Origin of the sequence: Chryseobacterium sp. SIMBA_028 (assembly GCF_046535285.1) — a bacterium.
GTDB lineage: Bacteria > Bacteroidota > Bacteroidia > Flavobacteriales > Weeksellaceae > Chryseobacterium.
Genome location: NZ_JAWRWZ010000007.1, coordinates 229,097 through 245,159 on the forward strand (window position 1 = coordinate 229,097; position 16,063 = coordinate 245,159).

At 34.5% G+C, this 16,063-nt stretch carries 18 protein-coding genes; 3 read left to right on the forward strand and 15 right to left on the reverse strand.

Annotated features, from left to right (window positions below):
- Window positions 1-58: 58 nt before the first annotated feature.
- From SCA31_RS11380 to SCA31_RS11400, 5 genes are all read right to left on the reverse strand, one after another.
- Window positions 59-1,231, reverse strand: a complete 1,173-nt coding sequence (locus SCA31_RS11380; RefSeq protein ID WP_410697117.1) for a MoaF-related domain-containing protein — start codon at window positions 1,229-1,231, stop codon at window positions 59-61.
- A gap of 15 nt (window positions 1,232-1,246) precedes the next feature.
- Entirely contained in the window at window positions 1,247-1,900 is a 654-nt protein-coding gene (locus SCA31_RS11385) for an NAD(P)-dependent oxidoreductase (RefSeq protein WP_410697118.1), read from the reverse strand.
- 61 nt (window positions 1,901-1,961) lie between these two features.
- Entirely contained in the window at window positions 1,962-2,372 is a 411-nt protein-coding gene (locus SCA31_RS11390) for an Rrf2 family transcriptional regulator (RefSeq protein WP_410697119.1), read from the reverse strand.
- A gap of 66 nt (window positions 2,373-2,438) precedes the next feature.
- Complete coding sequence (locus SCA31_RS11395) at window positions 2,439-3,389, reverse strand: hypothetical protein (protein ID WP_410697121.1); 951 nt, start codon at window positions 3,387-3,389, stop codon at window positions 2,439-2,441.
- A 139-nt stretch (window positions 3,390-3,528) separates the two neighbouring features.
- Window positions 3,529-3,963 (reverse strand): FKBP-type peptidyl-prolyl cis-trans isomerase, encoded by a 435-nt coding sequence (locus SCA31_RS11400; RefSeq protein WP_410697123.1) that lies wholly within the window; start codon window positions 3,961-3,963, stop codon window positions 3,529-3,531.
- Between the two features lie 223 nt (window positions 3,964-4,186).
- Here SCA31_RS11400 and SCA31_RS11405 point away from each other — a divergent pair, with 223 nt between their 5' ends.
- Window positions 4,187-5,200, forward strand: coding sequence for a catalase (locus SCA31_RS11405; protein ID WP_410697124.1), 1,014 nt, complete (start codon window positions 4,187-4,189; stop codon window positions 5,198-5,200).
- A 67-nt stretch (window positions 5,201-5,267) separates the two neighbouring features.
- On the opposite strand, the gene SCA31_RS11410 is transcribed toward SCA31_RS11405, so the two are convergent.
- The 10 genes from SCA31_RS11410 to SCA31_RS11455 all read right to left on the reverse strand — a co-directional run bounded on the left by SCA31_RS11410 (window position 5,268) and on the right by SCA31_RS11455 (window position 14,312).
- Window positions 5,268-5,681, reverse strand: coding sequence for a DUF1348 family protein (locus tag SCA31_RS11410; RefSeq protein ID WP_410697125.1), 414 nt, complete (start codon window positions 5,679-5,681; stop codon window positions 5,268-5,270).
- Window positions 5,682-5,684: 3 nt separating this feature from the next.
- Window positions 5,685-6,212, reverse strand: coding sequence for a TetR/AcrR family transcriptional regulator (locus SCA31_RS11415; RefSeq protein WP_410697126.1), 528 nt, complete (start codon window positions 6,210-6,212; stop codon window positions 5,685-5,687).
- A gap of 350 nt (window positions 6,213-6,562) precedes the next feature.
- The gene (locus SCA31_RS11420; RefSeq protein WP_410697127.1) at window positions 6,563-7,606 is read right to left on the reverse strand and encodes a TerC/Alx family metal homeostasis membrane protein; all 1,044 of its coding nucleotides are present in this window, start codon (window positions 7,604-7,606) and stop codon (window positions 6,563-6,565) included.
- Between the two features lie 86 nt (window positions 7,607-7,692).
- The gene (locus tag SCA31_RS11425) at window positions 7,693-8,301 is read right to left on the reverse strand and encodes a TerD family protein (protein ID WP_106917320.1); all 609 of its coding nucleotides are present in this window, start codon (window positions 8,299-8,301) and stop codon (window positions 7,693-7,695) included.
- A gap of 10 nt (window positions 8,302-8,311) precedes the next feature.
- On the reverse strand, window positions 8,312-9,259 hold the full coding sequence (locus SCA31_RS11430; protein WP_410697128.1) for a hypothetical protein: 948 nt from the start codon (window positions 9,257-9,259) through the stop codon (window positions 8,312-8,314).
- Window positions 9,260-9,275: 16 nt separating this feature from the next.
- Complete coding sequence (locus SCA31_RS11435; RefSeq protein WP_410697129.1) at window positions 9,276-10,445, reverse strand: toxic anion resistance protein; 1,170 nt, start codon at window positions 10,443-10,445, stop codon at window positions 9,276-9,278.
- Window positions 10,446-10,452: 7 nt separating this feature from the next.
- Complete coding sequence (locus SCA31_RS11440) at window positions 10,453-11,010, reverse strand: TerD family protein (RefSeq protein ID WP_410697130.1); 558 nt, start codon at window positions 11,008-11,010, stop codon at window positions 10,453-10,455.
- Complete coding sequence (locus SCA31_RS11445) at window positions 11,000-11,824, reverse strand: phosphoribosyltransferase family protein (protein ID WP_410697131.1); 825 nt, start codon at window positions 11,822-11,824, stop codon at window positions 11,000-11,002. The genes SCA31_RS11440 and SCA31_RS11445 overlap by 11 nt, the downstream gene beginning before the upstream one ends.
- 8 nt (window positions 11,825-11,832) lie before the next feature.
- On the reverse strand, window positions 11,833-12,501 hold the full coding sequence (locus SCA31_RS11450; RefSeq protein WP_410697132.1) for an HAD family hydrolase: 669 nt from the start codon (window positions 12,499-12,501) through the stop codon (window positions 11,833-11,835).
- A gap of 272 nt (window positions 12,502-12,773) precedes the next feature.
- Window positions 12,774-14,312 (reverse strand): SulP family inorganic anion transporter, encoded by a 1,539-nt coding sequence (locus tag SCA31_RS11455; RefSeq protein ID WP_410697133.1) that lies wholly within the window; start codon window positions 14,310-14,312, stop codon window positions 12,774-12,776.
- Window positions 14,313-14,952: 640 nt separating this feature from the next.
- Between SCA31_RS11455 and SCA31_RS11460 the strand changes: the two genes are divergently transcribed.
- Together SCA31_RS11460 and SCA31_RS11465 are read left to right on the forward strand one after the other, a co-directional pair.
- Window positions 14,953-15,381 carry a transposase gene (locus SCA31_RS11460; RefSeq protein ID WP_410697134.1) on the forward strand — a complete coding sequence of 143 codons (429 nt, stop codon included), beginning with the start codon at window positions 14,953-14,955 and terminating at the stop codon, window positions 15,379-15,381.
- 44 nt (window positions 15,382-15,425) lie between these two features.
- Complete coding sequence (locus SCA31_RS11465; RefSeq protein ID WP_410697135.1) at window positions 15,426-15,743, forward strand: helix-turn-helix domain-containing protein; 318 nt, start codon at window positions 15,426-15,428, stop codon at window positions 15,741-15,743.
- The last annotated feature ends 320 nt before the right edge of the window (window positions 15,744-16,063 follow it).

A 16,063-nucleotide genomic window follows, 5' to 3' on the forward strand; every position in this document is an offset into this window, starting at 1 on the left:
GTCTCATTGTTAAGGCAGCCTATTTTATTCTCTTGCAGATTGTATGTTAAAATATTTTTTATTTTAGAATATTGAGTGCTCCTTTCGGATGGGTAAATGTTCCATCAGGACCTGCAATACTAGAATATACTATATTCTTGTTGTAATCCTCAATATGAGTAACATTGAAGCCTAAGTGAGGTTCGTGCCAATATACCATAAACACATTCTTTGCCACTTCCACTGCTGTATACTCTACTGTATCTGTACTATTTTTTGAACTTCCTGCCGTTCCAGTAAAGGTCATTGTTTTGTTATCTTTAAAATCCAAAAGGAATTTTACTGCTCCAAAATCAACTTCTACTTTTTTGCCAATTGCTGGATAAGGTGATTTTAAATCCCAGTCCATTTCTCCAAGAAATACCTTTACTCCCATTCCCAATTCATCTTTTCCGGGAAGATTAGGGTATTGTTTCACCATAAAATCTACAATTGCAGGTGAGGTTTTATTTTCTGTAACGGCTTTTTTATAGTTTTCAAGGTAACCTTTTACAAAATCTAAAGATTTGGGAGACAGAGATTGTTTTGCAAAATGTGAAGGAACCACCTGTTCAGGTTTTAAGATCTTCATTGCATCAATTTGCCCAATCCATTGGTCAATCGCCTTTGCATTCTGAGTATCGGCCATCCAAAGATGTGAGTCTACAGAAACTGAAATCCCTCCTGCCACTGTTTTGATAGATGGAATCCAAAGAAAGCTGTGTGCTGGATCATCAGAATTTTGCTTAATCTCAATTTTATTTCCCTCAAGATCAGGAATGGCAGTTACTGCTTCCGGAATAATAATTTCTGATGGTGCGTCTGCTTTCAACTGTGGTTTCCAAACAGCCAGTTTATCATCCTTTGAAGCAGAAATAAGATAAGCTGTTTGTGCTGTAGAAATAATTCTTACGTTTGGAAATGCTTTTTTAATCACATCCAGTCCAAAATAGAAATCAGGATCGCTATGAGAAATAAAAACAATTTTCAGGTTTTTCCCTGTTGCTTTTATTTCTTTTACCAACTGTTCTGCATATTGCTTCTGAAACTGAGCATCAATAAGCATAGCATCTTTATCTCCATAAATAAGGGTAGAAGTAATTGGAAAAATAGCCTTGGTTCCAGGGTTATACACTTTCACCTTAAGGTTACCTGCAAATATGCTTATAAACCCTAAAATAGTGATGAGTGATAATAATTTTCTTTTTAACATTCTTGTTCTTTTAAATTAATAAGCTGCGGTAAAACGTTCACGGATATGGTTATTCTGCTCTAGTTCGTCAACCAAAACTACTGCTACATCTTCCACTGAAAGACGGCTTCTTCCATTTTCATCAAACACCGGTGTTTCTAATGAAGTTCTGTATTGTGCTGTTCTTGCACCTACATTAGCCTGGTTCATTTCCACCGCAGGGCTGAAGAAAGTCCAATCCAATGTATTGTTTTCCTTGATCTTGTTTAAATAATCTCTTGCTGCAGTTGCTCCAGGTTTGTAAGCATCCGGGAAGTCCGGTGTATCTACAATCTGTACATTATCCGGTGTATAAAGGCTTCCTGCACCTCCTACTATGATTAATCTTTTTACCCCTGATGTTTCTACAGCTTTTTCAATGTTTTCAGAACCGTTCAAAAAGTCATTGTAAAGATTAGGATTTGTCCATCCTGCATTGAAAGCACTGATGACAGCATCACTTCCTTTTAAAGCATCTGCTAATTCTGTTACATTGTTTACATCAACACTTTTTGCGGTTACATTGTCTTGTGTCTGTACCTTAGATGCATCTCTTACTAAAGCTTCTACGGCATACCCTCTTTGTGATAATTCTTTTACGATGTGTGATCCTACAAATCCGGTTGCACCGATTACTGCTACTTTTTTCATAATGTTTTATTTTTAAAATTAAATTGTAATAAATATTGTTACATTTATGGTTAAAAAAATTTTATTCGAACTGATCCGCGAATTCCTGCAATGACTTATCTCCTAAAAATTTAATTACCAATTGATCTGTTTCTTCAAATAATGTATTTAAATGAGTATTAATTTCTTTTCCAACGCTGCAGGCAGGATTAGGATTCTGATTTTTCTTTCCTAAAACCTCTGTATTCTTTACCGCTCTATAAATCTCGGAAATAGTAATTACTTCAGCACTCTTTGCCAGTTGAGTTCCTCCAACTTTTCCTTGTCTGCTAATAATCATTCCTGCTTCTCTCAATACACTGATCTCCTTACGAACAATAACAGCGTTTACATTGATACTACCAGCAATCCATTCAGAAGTGAGCCATTCCTGAGGACTTTTTGCCAATAAGGTCATGATATGTACTGCCGTAGCAAATCTTGTATTATTCATTGTAATTACATTGCAAAGGTAAACAATTTTTTAAATGTAACAAATATTATTACAGTTATTTTTTTCTTAAAGGATTAATTTATCCAAATCCAGCAGTAAATAATTGATGTTTTGATTGATCGTTCTTGTTGCAGACTGCATCTGATTAAGCATTGCAGCTCTATTGTGAAGATCATCTGCCCTATAAAAACCACCATCACTAAAAATAACAGATTGATCAGCCTTATTATTATCATCGTCAAATTGATAATGAAGCCATCTTTCTTTCATATTTCCGATAATGGAACGTTCTTCCCTATTGGAAAACTTTTTTTCTGTATACATATACCAGATAAATGGGGGGAAGTTTGGAGACTCCAGTTTTTCTCTCCAAATATCCCTCAAAAGATTTCTTTGATGAATGAATTCCACTTTTTTTCCTTTTGGATTAAGTGTTGCCAAACCAAATCCTGCTCCCAATACCCCACCACTGATATCAATGGCATTACTCCAGCCTTCATCTTTTACAATTCCGCCGGCTATGGAAGCTGCTGCCCCCGCAATGATTGAGTATAAGATCAGTTTATTGTTTCTTGAAGAATTAAGATTATCTACGTAGTTTCCTATTTGGGCTACCCTTTCTCCTTCGCAATCAAATTCTGCAGCCACTGCATCCAGTTCTGTCAGGGCAATGGTTATTTTGCTATTTATCTTAGTCTTTAGCTGCAAAACTTTAACTTGAGAAGCCAAGGATGAATCTTTTTTAAGATCCATGATGTCATGAACCTCATCTAAATTATCCAGAGCATTTAGAATGAGAATGCTTTGGTCAGAGAACATCGCTTTCAATTCCTTATTGGCCAGTAAGATAGAATCAGAATTATGAGAGGGTACTCTGTTGCTGTAGTTATATTTAAAAGGAGCCTTACAGTAACTATCTTTAAGGGTTAATATATTCTGTTGGATCATCTGATTCTTCTTGGAAACACAAGAAGTAAGCAGACCGAGAACAATAAAAAGATAAAAAAGTTTTTTCATTCAATCTATTTTTGTGTGTCGTTGGGAAATTATTTAAAAAACTGTCAATCTGCTGCATTACAATTTACAATACGAATATAGTACAAATAAAAAAATTTACCTGAATTCAGGTAAATTTTTAATCTATTTTTAAATCGGATTATTTAATTTCTAACAATTCCACTTCAAAAACAAGCGTACTGTTTGGGCCTATTTCCTTGCTGATCTCCTGATCACCATAAGCTAAGTGCGGAGGAATAATTAATCTCCACTTGCTCCCAACAGACATTAACTGAAGAGCTTCAGTCCATCCGCTAATAACTCTGTTTAAAGGAAAAGCTGCTGGTGTTCCTCTTTTTACAGAACTATCAAAAACCTTACCTGAGATAGTAGTTCCATGATAGTGGCATTTTACGGTAGATTTAGGTCCTGGTTTTGCCCCATCACCTTCAGTGATGATTTCGTATTGTAAGCCGCTAGGCAATTGCACAACGCTTTCTCTCTTACCATACTCTTCCATATATTCCTTACCATCGTTAAGGTTCTTTTCTGCTAATTCTTTTTTACGTTTAAATAACATATCTGCTACTCCCATATTATAATTTTTTACAAAGATAAGATTTGTTACCGGAAGTAAGAAGTAAGAAATAGGAAGTACTAATATTCAATTACTTAAATATTCATTTCTTTTAAATAAAGCATTCATCACATGTTCAATTTAGTATTTCCCGTTCTTCTTTTAACAAAATTCAAACAATTGTAATAATCTCTTAACACAGATTCCAAAACTTGGTGTTATAATTGAATTTAAAAACTAAATGCCAAATCCACTAAAATATACCAAGAAGTTCGATGAACTTAATGAAGAGGAAAAAATGCTTCTGGAAATCAATAAAAAATCTATTGCAGATTTTGTTGAACAATCCTCTTCTATAAGTGACGTTAACTATGCTACCAGAAATGCTCATGCAAAAACCTATGCAGTAGCAAAGGGAACCTTTTGGATAGATCCGGGAATTCCGGAATCATTACACCCATTTTTTGATAGGGAAAAGTTTGATCTGACGATCAGGTTTTCCAATGCTCAATTGAAAATTAAAAACTCCAAAAAGGATCTTCCGGCCTATGGATTTGCTGTACAGATCCGGGATGAGAATAATAATTTACTTTCCAATTATCCGTTGGTCAATTTTCCATTATTCCCTGTTAATTCCGTTTCTACTTTTTTAAAACTATTTACTGCCATTAATCACTTTTATATCAAAAAATGGAGCAGTCTATTTCCTCTGATTACCCAAATAGTTAAAGTATTTCCATCTGTTTTAACGGGTTCTTTTATCAAAAATGGAATAAAACTGATCAGTAAAAAGAATGATTTTATCCTATCTTTTGATTATCATTCTGTAGGAGCTTATCGTTTGGGAGATCATATGATGAAAATAAAACTAAGCCCAAAGTCTGTAGATAAAAATATAGGTAAAAAAGAAAACACAAAAAAGGCCTTAAAAAATTTTTTCCATGACAATAATTTCACGGCTGATGTGTTGATTCAGCTTTGTTATGATTTGAAAGAGCAGCCTATTAATAAATTGAATGTTGAATGGAAAAATTCGCCTTTCATTAAAATCGGTGAAGTAAAAATAAATAAGGGCTCTTTACTGGATCCTCGTGACTGCAGTAATGAGCTTCTTTCGTTTAATCCGTTTGAAAGTAAGGCTATTTTTCAACCTGTTGGAAAGATACAGAAGCTTCGTGATGAAGCCTATAAAGTATCTGTGCAGACAAGAAGAAAGATTAATAAGTTACTACACGGGAAAAAAAGTGAATTGTAAACTTTAAACCTGTTACCTATTAAGAATAACCATAAAAAAGACTGTCATTACAACAGTCTTTACTCCTTTATTTGAATATCCGGTCTTCTTCTTTGATAGCCAAATCATTGATGCTTGCATATCTTTTTGCCATCAATCCATTTTCGTCAAATTCCCAGTTCTCGTTTCCATAGGCTCTGAACCAGGTTCCGTCTTTTGTTTGATATTCATACTCAAAGCGAACAGCAATGCGATTATCGGTGTGTGCCCAATATTCTTTTTTAAGCTTATAATGAAGTTCTTTTCCCCACTTTTTTTGAAGAAAGCCAACAATCTCTTCTCTTCCATTAACAAATGTATCTCTGTTTCTCCATTCACTATTGATGGTATATGCTTTCGAGATCTTTTCAGGATCCTGACTGTTCCAGGCGTCTTCTGCTATTTGGATCTTTTCCTTTGCCGTTTCAAGCGTAAAAGGAGGAAGCGGATGTTTCTGTTCCATAATTTATTGTATTAAATTGGTGACTATTTTTCTTGATTTTTCAATTAATTCATTGGATTTAAAAAGCTGGCTTTCTATGATACTACTTTCAAAAAGCATGTATATATGATCGGAAATCTGCTCATCTTTCAATATTTCTAAAAAATAGCTTCTAAGGTCAGCTTTATGGGATTGGATCACATTTAGAATTTTAATGTTATCACCAGGAATTTCTGATAAGATATTTAGGAAACTACAACCTCTAAAGTTTTCTTTTTCATTCATATAAATAAGAAATTCAAAAGCTTTGATGATCTTAGATTTTGGATCTTTTTCTTTTTCTAAAAAGCTATTGAGTTCACTAAACCAATATTCATGTCTCACTTTTAAAAATTCTACGCACAAATCTTCCTTGGATTTAAAATGCTGATAGAAACTTGCTCTGGCTACTTCTGCTTCGGAAATGATCTGGTTGATTCCTGTAGAGTTATACCCCTGTCTGGCAAATAGCTGGAATGTGGTTTCTATGATTCTTTCTCTTGGAGGTTTCATATTGCTTTTATTTTCTGGAACAAATGTATGAAAAAAATTAAAGAACAGACTGATCTGTCTGTTTTATTTTTGATGAGAGTTTTGGAAAACGCAAAGACGCTATTTTTATAAACTCTGAGTATTAAAGACGCAAGGATTTTATCTTCGATAAAATTAATACTGTAAACTATGATTCTTGATAAAGCTGGCGGTTAAGAAAGAATACTGCTAAAAATCTTCGATCTTCCTGCGTCTAAAAAAATAAAATGTTTATTCTCTTTGTGCATAACGTTTTCCAACAAGAATCTTTGTAAACAAAAAAGCCTCCGGAATTTAATTCCGGAGGCTTTTTTTATATATTTTAAATAGGATTATTTTTCTTCCAACTCTTCTTTCTTATCCTCTTCTTTTTCAGGGAAAATAATAGATAAAAGAACCGAGATTACTAATACTCCTCCTACAATCCCTAAGGAAACAGGTGAAGAGATATGAATCCAAGGGGCAATAAGCATTTTAACTCCAATGAATGACAGGATAATAGCTAAGCCATATGGAAGTTTGCTGAACATGTGAATAAAGTTCGCCAATAGGAAATACAATGATCTAAGTCCTAAAATCGCAAAGATATTTGATGTATAAAGAATGAACGGGTCATTTGAGATTGCAAAGATCGCAGGGATAGAGTCTACTGCAAAAAGAACGTCTGTAAATTCGATAACACCCACCACTACCAAAAGAGGGGTTGCCATTTTGATACCGTTTTGAATAGTGAAGAACTTATCTCCATCATAGTTATCTGAAACTTTCCAGAAGCTTTTAATCAATCTCGCTCCGGCTGTATTGCTGTAATCTTCGTCTTCATCATCGCCACCATCTCCCCATGATTTGATTCCTGCATATACAAGGAATAAACCGAACAGAGCCATTACTACATTAATTTTCACTGCTTCTCCGAAGATGTTCATTTCAGGAAGATAAGTAAGGTTAATAAGTCCTACTCCGGCAAAAATAAATATTGCTCTGAAGATCAATGCACCAATGATTCCCCAGAAAAGGACCTTATGGTGGAGAAATTTCGGAACCTTAAAGAACCCGAAAACAAGGATAAATACGAAGAGGTTATCCACAGAAAGAGCTTTCTCAATCCAGTAGGCAGCCTGATACTGTGTAAATTTCTCTATTGCCAATGCATGACTTTCAGGGGTTCCGTCTGTATTGAAAACCCAATACACGACTCCTGAAAATACCATTGAAAGTGAGATCCACACGATAGACCAAATGGTAGCCTCCTTGGAAGATACTTCATGACTTTTTTTGTTGAAAACTCCTAAGTCCAGGAGTAGCATGATAACCACTGTTATCGCAAATCCCCACACCAGGCCAGGGTGCAGTTCTAAAATACTTTGATGTTCCACTTGAGTTATGTTATTATATGATAAAAGCAATAGATGTACTGAGTACAAATATTGCTATTTTATTTACTTTTTTGATTTATAAATGATTATAAATAATTCATCTGTACCGTTTGGATGGTCTGCTCAAGCTTTCTGTCCGCTGTAGGGTCTCCGATAGCGTTGAATTTCCATTCTCCGTTTCTTCTATAAAAAACTCCCATTACCATAGCAACGTGTCCTTTGAAAGAAGCGTCGTTTGCGATGTCATATTTAGCAAAAACTTCTTTTACATTGGTAGGAGTTCCCTCATAAATACGGATAGAAGCGAAAGGAATCGTTCCAAAATCCTGCCCTTGATAGCTGTTTAGCACCAATGCAACATGGTCTACATTTGGCTCAAGGTTACTGAAGTCTACCGTGATAACTTCGTTATCCAATCCATCATCACCATTTACATCACCTGTAAGGTCGTCTCCGCTGTGTCTTACAGATCCGTTTCTGGATTTCAGATTACCAAAGTAAACTACCTCTGTAACATTTTTGTTGGAATCATATAAAATACAGCTTCCATCTAAGTCTACTGCTTCTTTTTTAGTTCCGAAAAGGCCTTTTTTTTCAATTGCTCCCCAGTTGATTCCTACACAAGCTTGGGAAAGCTCAGCTCCGTTTTCTTTTTTAAGGTTGATTCTCTGACCTTTTTGTAAGTTAATAGCCATCTTTTTATGTTTAGTTGTTATTCAAATTCAAATTAAGCATTGCACGCAGAATATTTGTTTCTTCATCAAAGTCGAATATTTTGCTCATAATATCTATATTTTCCAGATTTCTGATGTAGTCTTTCAAAACGGCCTCTACTTCTATAGGGAGGTTTCGTTTTCTTTCGTTCATACTATTTTCCAACTGCTCATTTTTTGTTTTAAGCTGATCGATAATCGCACTTTGATTCGACTGATTTTCAGAAATATCAAGCTTATCTAATTCCTTGTCGAAAAGATAAAGCTTTTTATCATCTATATCGAAAATAAAATAATCATCAGACTGAAAGATCTTGAAAAGCTCATATTCATGGATTCCGATGAGGTAACCACAAACAAAACGAACTTTAAATCCCTGTATATTAAGTCTTCCTAAAAGTTTTCTTTCAATGGAATAATCTTTATACTGATATGCCGGAAAAGCTCCAGTCTTCAACAGCGATTCATCTGCATCTGTTCTATAAAATTCCTGAGCATATTTCTTATGAAAATATAGCACATTATCCCAGTTGACTGTAAAAATATCTTCTGTAAGATCTTTATACAAAGTTTTCAAATGTTGAGAAAATACACCACTGTACATTTTCCTATCGGTCTGAAAACTATCTACGCGTCTTTCTTCAAAACCTGCAATATATTTTTTGTTGATGCCGATTTCATTAATGACAGCCAGCATATCATTTTCTTTCTGCCTTTTAATCTTAGTAAGCAGTTCAATGAGGCTGTCTGTATACTGCAGATGGAAAAGCTCCAGTTTATTGTAATCTAAGGCCGTATTTTCCTGAAACAGATTGTGGATAATATCTGTTTTGATGTAAATTGATATTATGTCAATATGTTCAAAAAAATTAGCCAGAAGCTTAAGTCTTGTTAACCTTCTTTTGCTTTGTGACAATATGGTTGCTGCATCCTCCTCCACCTTAGTATCCTATAAATTAACCTCTGACATTAGCTTTTAATTCATGCTCTAATGTCTGAAGATCATGATCAAGTTTTCTTCTGTTATCTGCTCCCTGTTTCTGGATCTGTTTCACTTCATTTAAAGTATTGATCAACATTGAAGTTGTTTCTCTTAATGTTTCTACAGATACAATCGTCTGCTCATTGGCTCTAGCTACATTTACAGAGTTCTGACCAAGACGTTCTGCATTCTTTCTTAAGATCTCTTCTGTAGTAGCAGAGACTTTCTGCTGGATTTCAATATTCTGCTGTTGTCTGTACATAGCAACGGCAAGAGAAAGTTGGTTTTTCCATACAGGAAGGGTAGTGGTAAGAATGGTCTGCGCTTTTTCTGCAATAGAAACGTTGTTATTCTGTACCAATCTGATCTGTGGAAGCGACTGCATCATGATAACACGTACGACTTTAAGATCAGCCATTCTTCTGTCTAGTCTTGCAATGAAATCTCTTTTATCTGCAATCTGATAATCCTGAAAACTTTGAGGGCTTGCTTCCATTTCTGCAAGTTCTACCGCTGCTCTTTCCATTCTTATATTTCCTGCAATCACAAGATCTTCAATCTGCTTAATGGAATTCACATTACTTTCAAAAATAGTCTGTAGAACAGCATTATCCTTTGTAGAAGTAATAATTCCTGCATTTACCTTATAAGAGATTTGCTCAATGTTATTGATAATTTTATCATATTTTGCAAACAAATTTTCCACCTGAGTAATTACTTTCTTCATGAAAGGTAATTTGCTTAGGAAGCTTTTAACTTTATTTCCGTGAAGCTCATCTACGTCTACATAGTTAAGCTCTACCAGTAAGTCATTAATAAGTCCACCTACTTCTCCTGAGTTTGATCTTCTTACATTTCCTAGGAAGCTGTCACTCTGGTTGGTTAAAGTTTTCTGAAGTTCAGCTCCAAAATTTACAATAGATCCTGGGTTGGCTTCATCAATAGAGTTGGCAAGGACTTCATATTTCTGACGTTCTTCCGACTGCATCTGAGCCAGATTTACATTTCCATCCCTGTCTACTAAAACTGCTGGTGCTGCATTTTGAACAGGCATATTCGGGGTAGTCATTGGAGCGGGCTCAAATGTTTTAAGGGGTTCAATAGATCCAAGTGGATCCATTGGTTGATTTTCTTGATTATCCATGATTAGATTACTTCTGATAAATTGATACAAATTTGTCAAGGCCGTCTCTTTGACCTGCCCCTACAGCCTCAAATTTCCATTCTCCGTTTCTGTTGTAGATTCTTCCAAATTCTACTGCAGTTTCGATTGAGAAATCTTCATCTAATTCATATTTTAAGATTTCTTCATTCGTATCGGTATTGAAGATTCTGATAAAAGAATTTCTTACCTGTCCAAAGTTCTGCTTTCTTGCATCTGCATCATGGATGGTTACTACTACAGTAATTTCCTTGATAGCATCATCAATTTTTGTGAGATCAATTTTGATTTGCTCATCATCTCCAGCCCCTTCACCAGTAAGGTTATCTCCTGTATGAATCACTGATTTGTCAGGAGATTCAAGGTTATTATAAAAAATAAAGTGGTTATCTGAAACTAATTTCTTGTCGTCACCCAACAAAAATAAAGATGCATCAAGATCGAACCCTGTTCCTGTAGAAGTATTATTGATATCCCATCCTAAACCTACAGTGAATTTAGGTGCGTTAATATTTTCTCTTTGTCCTTTTTGTAAGTTAATAGCCATAATATAATTCCGTTTGTGTTAAAGTATTGATGTTATTTTTATATTCTTTTATTAAATGATAATTGTTACTGATGGCAAGTTCCAAGAGGAGGTCCATCTGTCCTTTTTTTACTTTAGACGTAAGATAGTCAAAATTACTTGAATCCAACCCTAAAATATATTTTACAATCCTTGTATTGAACTCAAAACTTGGCTTATTCATTACCTCTGTGATGTGTCTTACATTTTTCACAGCATAGTAATTGAAATAGTTTTCAATTTTAGGGTCAAGCTCAAAATTCATCAGCTCCGCATAATACAAGAACATGAAATCTGCCTTTACCTCATATTCATCCAGGATTTTGTGTACTGTATATTCGTGGCTTCCCGTGATTTTTATATCGTCTATAAAAATACAAAGTTTTCCTCGTAAAAAGTCCTTATCGATATAATAAGTATCATTGGATATCAGATTTTTGCGATCCTCAAAATTCAGGTTCCCATAATCTGTAATATAGGTATGATTTCGGTTGATTTTGGATAAAATACTGGATTTCTCACCTTTCTGAAACAAATAAAAATCCAGATACTTCTTAAAGTAAAAACATAAAAAGTTGGATGCGGTAGGAATAGCCATATACGGGCTTGGAAGCACTACAATTTCTTTATCTGTCTGTAGAAGTTCTTCATTTTTGGAAATAAATCCCTCGAATAATTCTTTTGCAAATTTTTCAGCATACGACTTATCGCCATACTTAAAATAGCTGTATTCCGCAGGTGAGAATGTAAACTCATCCGCTGAATGAATGTGGTGTAAGCTGTATCTTTTATTCATGTTTATTTTTAGTGTTTAAGTAAATGTGCACTGAAACCGAAGTCTCTTGCCCCTTCATAGTCAGCAACCGGATTGTCTCCGATGTGTAAAATCTGACTCATGGGCAAGTCCTGATCCTTAATATTATTCTTCACTTCCTGAAAAATAAGCGGATTCGGTTTGGAACAGTTCATCTCGTCAGAATAAATGTGAAAATCGATATACTGATCCAGGTTTTCATGAATCAAAAACTTTCGCATTGTTGTTCCTTTGATAAACCCTGTATTGCTTAGAATATTAATTGTCTTACCCTGATTTTTAATTTCATCAAAAAAATCATGAATATTTTCAAATATGACAACTGGTTTATACTCTAAGAACAGATCTTCACTTTTTACATAAAACTCATTCAGCTTTTCTTTGTTTAAAAGCTTTATATCTACATTCAATGATCCTAGGATCATCAGATAAATTTCAAAAGTATCTATATTTCCTCCTGTAACCTCATTAATGGTATTGCAAAGATCATCATAGTATTTTACGGTTTTTGCAACTTCATCTATAGGTTTATCTACATTAAAAAACGAGGAGAACAGCTCAACTCTTTTTGTTTTAAATTCAGGATGAGATTTGATTAGGGTGAGCCACAGGTCAAAGGAAAAATGACAGTGGTTATGAATGTCGATATCTGTTTTCAATATGTTTTAAGTTAAAAGTTTTATTTAGCTTTCTTGAAAAAGATTTATTTTTTTTTAATCGTCAACAAGTGTTTAATTTTCTATTCTTCCCAAAGATAAAATTTTTATCATAAATGCATAACTTTAGTTTTCTGTTTTAAGATATTTTATGATTTGAGGAAGCATTAATCAAAAACAAGGACCATAAAATGAATTATAATCCTTGTTTAATTATTATATATTTTTATTGTGAATGGTTACTCCTTAATCACATGGCTTATTAATTTTTATCTTTATCTTTCCGGCATTACCTTATAGGTGGGATCTTCCTGTATATTAACTTCTACTACGGCTTCTGCATTTTTCAGCATTTTACGGCAATCTTCGCTGAGATGGCGGAGGAAGACTGTTTTTCCTTGCTGCTTGTAGCGTTTTGACAGTTTATCCAAAGCATCAATGGCACTCATATCCACAATACGGCTTTCTTTAAAGTCTATAACCACTTCATCCGGATCGTTCATTGGATCGAACTTGTCTGCAAAAGCTGTAGCGGATCCAAAGAATAGCGGACCATATATTTCATAATGTTTTATACCTTCTTCATCAGTATATTTTTTTGCCCGAATTCTTTTGGCATTATCCCATGCAAAAACCAAGGCTGAGATGATTACTCCTACCAGCACTGCCAAGGCAAGGTTATGCAAAACAACAGTAATAAGGGCTACTGTAATTCCAACAAATATATCCGACTTCGGCATTTTATTCACAATTCTGATGGAAACCCACTGAAAGGTACTTATGGCAACCATCATCATTACTCCTACTAATGCCGCCATAGGAATTCTTTCAATAATCGGTGCTCCAACAAGAATAATCATTAAAATCATAACGGAAGCTATAATCCCAGACATCCTTGCTCTGGAACCAGCATTAAGATTCACCAGTGTTTGTGCAACCATGGCACAACCGCCCATACCACCAAAAAATCCGTTGGTAATATTGGCCAATCCCTGAGCTACAGATTCTTTATTGGCATTTCCCTTTGAATTGGTAATTTCATCTACCATAGAGAGGGTCAAAAGAGATTCAATAAGACCTACACCTGCCATAATGAGTGCATAAGGAAAAATAATCTGTAAAGTCTCCATGGAAAAAGGAACCTTTGGAACATGAAAATCTGGAAGGCTGCCACTGATATGGGCAATATCCGCAACTGTTTTGGTTTGAATATTAAAACCTAAAACTACAGCAAATATTACAATAATTGCGGCTAAAGACGCGGGAACTGCCTTGGTGAGTTTAGGAAAAAAATATACGACTGCAATGGTAAGGGCCGTTAAACCTGCCATAATATATAATGGAACTCCCTGAAGCCAGCTTACTACCCCATTGCTGTCTATAATTTTAAATTGTTCCACCTGCGCCATAAAAATGATGACCGCCAATCCATTCAAAAAACCATACATAACCGGTTGCGGAATGAGTCTTACAAATTTCCCTAACTTAAAAATACCTACCAGCATCTGAAGAATTCCCGCCAATGCTACAGTAGCGAAAAGATAATCTATTCCGTGGGATTTTATAAGGGCAATCAGCACAACAATAGTAGCTCCCGCCCCGCCTGATACCATTCCAGGACGTCCACCTAAAATAGCTGTTATCAATCCCATCAGAAAAGCTGCATACAATCCCGTAAGTGGAGAAAGCCCCGCCAGTATTGCAAACGACAGAGATTCCGGAATCATCGTCATGGCTACGGTAAAGCCTGCCAGCAATTCATTTTTATAATTAATTTTCTTCGAAAAATCGAATAAGCTTATGGTATTTTTCATTGAACTGCAAAGGTAAATACTTACTCAATGGAATACAATATTTTATCTTTCTTCTTTCATCATCATTTTATCTTTAAAATAATTCACACATTAAATCACATAATATGTTAATTTTACTTAAAATTAGGTCATAAATAAACTTTTTTATATTCCTCTCTAACATAGCTTCTTATTTTTGTTTAAATTTGAAAGCAATTAAGCAGATTATTAGGTACTAAACACAATATTCAAAGCATAAAAAACTGGTTGTCAATACACTTACAATCATACAATAAATAAAAGCTTAGCGTAAATAAAATTGCATAGAAAAGCTTTAAATAGGTTATATATTATTTACACAGATGGTAGAAAAAAGAAGTTTGAAAAAGAAGAAGAATTATAAACCCATTGAGAATAAGCAATATACCTAAAGGTACACTAAAGTGACAATGAGCACACCTTTTTTAAGATATTAAGCTATCCTTATCAGTTTTAAAGATTTTACGGTTTTTATTTATGGTATCCTACATCCTTAAGTAATCACCTGATTTTTTTCAATTTCAGATTTAAGTGAATTATATTCTGTAATATATAATAATATATTTCCTATTTCATGTTTTCTCGTGCATAATTTTAATAATATAGATAATATTAAATAAAAATGTTATACAAAGAGATCCATATTGGAAAGTTTATCAAGGAAAGGGTTGATGAAAATGAAATAACAGTAGAGAGGATATGTAAGTTTCTGGGGAGGGACGAGGATGCCGTAGAAGACATGTACAATAGCAGATCAATAGATGCAGATCTTCTTTTAAGATGGAGTAAATTATTGGAATATGATTTTTTCAGACTTTACAGCTCACATCTAATTCTATATGCACCACCTGCAGCAGTGAACAAAAATCAGCAAAAATCGGATAAAATCCCTTATTTCAGAAAAAATATTTACACTCAGGAAATTAAAGAATTTATTATGAAAAGAATTCTTTCCGGTGAAATGACACAAAGCGAAGTCATTAAAGAATACTCTATTCCTAAAAGTACTCTTCACAGATGGCTTCAGAAAAGTGATAATATGAACGGATAAACTGATAAAAAATGCGCCCCAACTATAAAAGGATTTACCAGGATATGCTTAAGCTAGAATATCCGGACAAATTAAAAGATCCAAAGATCAAGGAACTTCTTGGCAAATTGGATACCACTGAAGATGTACTTAAGTTCAATGAAAGACTTTTCAGGCCATCCAGAGAAGGTCAGAAAAATAATCAAAAGCTTAAAACCTATGACAAGAAGACAATGCTCAAGCTTCTTCAGTATAAAAAGAAACATGGCCATTCTACCAGTTATATGTCTAAAAAATATAAAATAAGCAGAACTACTCTTACAAAATGGAAACTGATGTTTGACGAAGATCTTGAAGATCCAATAAAAAAAGCCGATAAATAATATATCGGCTTTTTTGTACAGGTAACCATAAGAAAAAGTACGGGGCTACACTTGCCGGAGTCGAACCGGATAACCTTGCCGGAATTACCGACTTCGCTATTCCTCTCCAAAATTGTGTGACGATGAAGCTTTTTCTAACGACACTTATGATAAAACAAGGCAACAAGCAAAAAGTGATGTCGTGCTCTACCAACTGAGCTACTCTTCCTATAATGATTGTGTTTTTTGTTGTGGAAGAGACGGGACTCGAACCCGTGTCCCCGTCGTGATGATCGAAGTAACACTATTCTACGGCACTTGTTTTGTTCTAAATAAAAAAG

Bases quoted from the DNA above. Each gene is read 5' to 3' on its own strand.
- SCA31_RS11390 (WP_410697119.1), bottom strand. From the start codon at position 2,372: ATGAATAATACAAGATTTGCTACGGCAGTACATATCATGACCTTATTG.
- SCA31_RS11385 (WP_410697118.1), bottom strand. From the start codon at position 1,900: ATGAAAAAAGTAGCAGTAATCGGTGCAACCGGATTTGTAGGATCACAC.
- SCA31_RS11415 (WP_410697126.1), bottom strand. From the start codon at position 6,212: ATGAAACCTCCAAGAGAAAGAATCATAGAAACCACATTCCAGCTATTT.
- SCA31_RS11395 (WP_410697121.1), bottom strand. From the start codon at position 3,389: ATGAAAAAACTTTTTTATCTTTTTATTGTTCTCGGTCTGCTTACTTCT.
- SCA31_RS11465 (WP_410697135.1), top strand. From the start codon at position 15,426: ATGCTTAAGCTAGAATATCCGGACAAATTAAAAGATCCAAAGATCAAG.
- SCA31_RS11455 (WP_410697133.1), bottom strand. From the start codon at position 14,312: ATGAAAAATACCATAAGCTTATTCGATTTTTCGAAGAAAATTAATTAT.
- SCA31_RS11435 (WP_410697129.1), bottom strand. From the start codon at position 10,445: ATGGATAATCAAGAAAATCAACCAATGGATCCACTTGGATCTATTGAA.
- SCA31_RS11445 (WP_410697131.1), bottom strand. From the start codon at position 11,824: ATGAATAAAAGATACAGCTTACACCACATTCATTCAGCGGATGAGTTT.
- SCA31_RS11380 (WP_410697117.1), bottom strand. From the start codon at position 1,231: ATGTTAAAAAGAAAATTATTATCACTCATCACTATTTTAGGGTTTATA.
- SCA31_RS11425 (WP_106917320.1), bottom strand. From the start codon at position 8,301: ATGGCTATTAACTTACAAAAAGGTCAGAGAATCAACCTTAAAAAAGAA.
- SCA31_RS11400 (WP_410697123.1), bottom strand. From the start codon at position 3,963: ATGGGAGTAGCAGATATGTTATTTAAACGTAAAAAAGAATTAGCAGAA.
- SCA31_RS11440 (WP_410697130.1), bottom strand. From the start codon at position 11,010: ATGGCTATTAACTTACAAAAAGGACAAAGAGAAAATATTAACGCACCT.
- SCA31_RS11410 (WP_410697125.1), bottom strand. From the start codon at position 5,681: ATGGAACAGAAACATCCGCTTCCTCCTTTTACGCTTGAAACGGCAAAG.
- SCA31_RS11460 (WP_410697134.1), top strand. From the start codon at position 14,953: ATGTTATACAAAGAGATCCATATTGGAAAGTTTATCAAGGAAAGGGTT.
- SCA31_RS11405 (WP_410697124.1), top strand. From the start codon at position 4,187: ATGCCAAATCCACTAAAATATACCAAGAAGTTCGATGAACTTAATGAA.